Below are 3,256 nucleotides of genomic sequence, written 5' to 3' on the forward strand. Positions count from 1 at the left end.
GGACCCACATCCAAAGCATAGCTTGTCTATGCTTTTTTCTTTAACCGTAAAGGACGAGAAGCCAGTCCCGATGTAGCGGAGCGGATATCGGGAAGTCCAGTAGGACCCCTATTATAGAAGGTGTCTCAAAAGCCAAAGTCATGCCGAGGCAACGAGGGATCTTACTCAGTTTTAAAGGCAGAATTCACAATCTTAGGAAAGTTCTTCTTTTGTCAGAATGACTGTTAAAATTAAATTTTGGCTTTTGAGACACTTCTTTTTTGTATTTCAACCTGGACGAGAAACCTGCCCGATGTAGAGAAGGGGATGTCGGGAAGTTCAACACGCCCTACAATTTAAAAGTCGGTACTAAAAATCAACCGGGAGATTTCTCTCTGTTTTCTCCTCCGTTTCCTCTGTGGTTATACCCCCTCTGGGAAAAAAATCGCAAATCTCTTGCGCAGTCAAATGACTGCATATATATTTGCAGTCAAATAGCTGCATAAAATGGAATTAAGAAGAGATGTATTTCAAGCGATAGCTGATCCCACACGCAGAGCGATTATTACATTGGTCGCCCTCCATGCCATGACACCGGGGGCGATAGCTGAAAATTTTGATTCATCTCGGCAAACGATTTCCAGGCACATTCAAATCCTCACTGAGTGTGAAATACTTGGTCAGGAGCAAAATGGCAGAGAGATATACTATCACCTAAACCCCAAAAAGTTGAAGGAAATAGCAGATTTTGTTGAGCCATTCCGCAAAATGTGGGATGATAGATTTAACAAATTGGAAAACATCATGAAAAATTATCCCGGAAATAAATAGAAGTACATGGAACTAAAAACGAAAATTCATGCCGAAGAAGGCAAGCAGGAATTGCTAATAACAAGGGAGTTTGATCTACCATTGGAGCTACTTTTTAGAGCATATGTCGAACCTGAAATTGTTGAACAATGGATGGGAACGAAAGTACTGAAGCTGGAAAATAAAAAGCATGGAAGCTGGCAATTCGAAACTTCTGATGCCAACGGGAATGTAGTATTTCGGGCCAACGGAGTGATCCATGAGTTCGTTCCGAACAGGAAAATCACCCGGACTTTTGAAATGGAGAATACGCCGTTTCCTGTTCACTTGGAATTCCTGGAATTTGAGAAACTGACGGCCAACACCAGTAAATTCAGCATGCATATGATATTTAAGTCAGTAGCGGATAGAAATGAGCTACTGAAAATGCCTTTTGCACAAGGTATAAATATGGCGCATAACCAACTGCAAAAGATCGTAAGCCAAATATGGCAAAAGCAGTAGAGATGGAGAGTCACAGGCTTTAAGCCTCAAGCTATAAGCTGCCGGACATTAAACGACAAAAATGAGACTCTCGGGTCTTAATACTTGGTACGCCAATTGGCGGGAATATTTTCTTAACGCACTTAGAGTTTTCTTACACACATTAACTATGTAAAGATGAAAAAGAGAAACAAGATCATCTATTGGATCTCCACCCTCTGGCTGGCGCTGGGGATGGTATCTACAGGTATTGTACAGTTAATAAAAATGGAGGAAGAAGTTGATAATTTTACCACGTTGGGGTATCCTCTTTATTTAATGACTATACTGGGAATATGTAAAATGTTGGGCGTTGTGGCTGTGCTAGTCCCAAAGTTTCCTTTGATCAAGGAATGGGCTTATGCAGGCTTTTTCTTCATGATGTCAGGGGCAATTATCTCTCATTTGGCAAGCGGAGATCCCTCCATGGAACTTTTTGGCCCGGCATTGTTACTAACCCTAACAGCGGTATCCTGGTATTTCAGACCGTCAGATAGAAAGATCATTGCAGTCCAAACCAAATAAATTATGAATCCTAAAGTTGATTTCTTTTTCAATAAAGCCAAAGAGTGGAAAATAGAATATAAGCACTTGAGAACGATAGTTCTTGACTGCGGACTGACCGAAGAGTTGAAGTGGGGTGTTCCGTGTTATACGTTTCAGAAAAGCAATATTGTGCTAATACACGGATTTAACGAATACTGTGCACTTCTGTTTCATAAAGGCGCCTTGTTGAGCGATGACCATGGTATTTTAATTCAGCAAACAGAAAATGTACAGTCGGCTCGTCAGATCAGGTTTACCAATGTTGGGGAAATAGTGGAGATGGAAGCTATCCTGAAAGCTTATATTTATGAGGCCATCGAAGTAGAAAAGGCTGGACTGAAAGTACAATTTAAGAGGACGTCAGAGTTTGACATGCCTGAGGAATTTCGAGAGGCGCTGAATAAAAGCCCTGATCTGAAGGCTGCTTTTGAGGCATTGACACCCGGGCGACAGAGAGGTTATCTGCTTCATTTCTCACAACCTAAGCAATCTAAAACCAGGGTATCGAGAATTGAAAAATGCATACCGCAAATTTTTGAAGGAAAGGGATTGAAAGATCGGTAAAATTTACATTACAGTGTTTAATACAATTAAAAGTGCAACATGAATCCTAAGATTGATAACTACCTTGCTGAAGGCTGCGGTCGTTGCCCTTTGGGAGGTACACCCAATTGTAAAGTCCATAACTGGCAAAAGGAACTGAAGAAATTGCGGATGATCGTTCTTGAGTGTGGACTCACCGAAGAATTAAAGTGGGGCGCCCCTTGCTACACCTTTAAACATAGCAATGTAGCAATGGTAGCTGCATTGAAGGAGTCTTGTGTGATTAGTTTTTTCAAAGGCGCCCTGTTAAATGATACCGAAGGCATTCTCGACAAGCCCGGGGAGAACACACAAGCCGATCGTGTTATTCGGTTTACCGATGTTAGGCAGATCATTGAGATGGAGCACGCCCTGAAAGCATATATTTATGAAGCCATTGAAGTGGAAAAGGCTGGATTGAAAGTAAATTTCAAAAAAGATCCGGGGCCTATGCCTGAAGAACTTGAAATTGCCCTGAATGAAAACCCTGACCTGAAAGCTGCTTTTGAAGCATTGACTCCAGGCCGCCAAAGAGGTTATATCCTTCATTTTTCACAACCCAAACAATCCAAAACCAGGGTATCCAGGATTGAAAAATGCATACCGCAGATACTAGCCGGAAAGGGGCTTTATGATGATAAGTACTGCTAGTGTCACTAAGAAAACTTTTGTCGTCATCGCACCTGTCCCGGGCTTGCCACCATTGCCGTTAACTTAAAAGAAAATATAGCCCAGAGGGGCCAAATCTTTGTAGCCCGGGGTGAAGCCCCGGGTCTTGACTTTGGCTAATTACTAGATAATAAAAATAAGATGCTCT

The 3,256-nt window shown here is 41.8% G+C and carries 5 protein-coding genes; all 5 read left to right on the forward strand.

The window, feature by feature from the left end; translation table 11 throughout:
* Window positions 1-486 precede the first annotated feature (486 nt).
* A complete protein-coding gene (locus C900_RS17850) occupies window positions 487-810 on the forward strand; it encodes an ArsR/SmtB family transcription factor (protein ID WP_009581533.1) in 324 nt (107 codons plus the stop codon).
* A 6-nt stretch (window positions 811-816) separates the two neighbouring features.
* The gene (locus C900_RS17855) at window positions 817-1,293 is read left to right on the forward strand and encodes an SRPBCC family protein (RefSeq protein WP_009581534.1); all 477 of its coding nucleotides are present in this window, start codon (window positions 817-819) and stop codon (window positions 1,291-1,293) included.
* 156 nt (window positions 1,294-1,449) lie between these two features.
* Complete coding sequence (locus C900_RS17860) at window positions 1,450-1,836, forward strand: DoxX family protein (RefSeq protein ID WP_009581535.1); 387 nt, start codon at window positions 1,450-1,452, stop codon at window positions 1,834-1,836.
* Between the two features lie 3 nt (window positions 1,837-1,839).
* On the forward strand, window positions 1,840-2,421 hold the full coding sequence (locus C900_RS17865; RefSeq protein ID WP_009581536.1) for a YdeI/OmpD-associated family protein: 582 nt from the start codon (window positions 1,840-1,842) through the stop codon (window positions 2,419-2,421).
* 39 nt (window positions 2,422-2,460) lie between these two features.
* A complete protein-coding gene (locus C900_RS17870; protein ID WP_009581537.1) occupies window positions 2,461-3,090 on the forward strand; it encodes a YdeI/OmpD-associated family protein in 630 nt (209 codons plus the stop codon).
* The last annotated feature ends 166 nt before the right edge of the window (window positions 3,091-3,256 follow it).

The sequence above is a fragment of the Fulvivirga imtechensis AK7 genome (assembly GCF_000331535.1).
Taxonomy (GTDB): domain Bacteria; phylum Bacteroidota; class Bacteroidia; order Cytophagales; family Cyclobacteriaceae; genus Fulvivirga; species Fulvivirga imtechensis.